Origin of the sequence: Neoluteolibacter marinus (genome assembly GCF_014904755.1) — a bacterium.
Classification (GTDB): domain Bacteria; phylum Verrucomicrobiota; class Verrucomicrobiia; order Verrucomicrobiales; family Akkermansiaceae; genus Haloferula; species Haloferula marina.
The window spans coordinates 1-348 of the sequence record NZ_JACZFQ010000238.1; the positions used below are offsets into that span (position 1 = coordinate 1).

Consider the following 348-nt stretch of genomic DNA (forward strand, 5'->3'; position numbering starts at 1 on the left):
TGATCGCAGCTCGATTGGATCCCCAAGAGCAGGCGGTAGCGGGATACAGGTTCTCGTCAAGTGACCCGAACTTCTACCACGTGGGCGAGTCCTTCCCATCGATTCGTCGGAATGCTATCCCGGAAGGAGTGGCAGATGTGACCTATTCGCTCTCGCTTCAGGCGCTGTCAGCCTTCGAGGTTCCGACCCCCTCGGCATACGCTGGGGGCACTGCCGAGGAGGCTCAGGATGCAAGATGATTTCTTCCGAGCATTGCAGGAGGACATCGACAGGCGCGCGTCTGCTGCTGGCAAGTACACACTGGAGGCCATGACAGAGGTACTCGCTGAGCGCCTGGAGGACGCCGAG

General features: G+C 60.1%; 1 protein-coding gene. It reads left to right on the forward strand.

Annotated elements, in window-relative coordinates; translation table 11 throughout:
* Positions 1–239: PD-(D/E)XK motif protein (locus IG178_RS24655; RefSeq protein WP_193215231.1), on the forward strand; the 239-nt coding region annotated here is incomplete at its 5' end.
* Positions 240–348 lie beyond the last annotated feature (109 nt).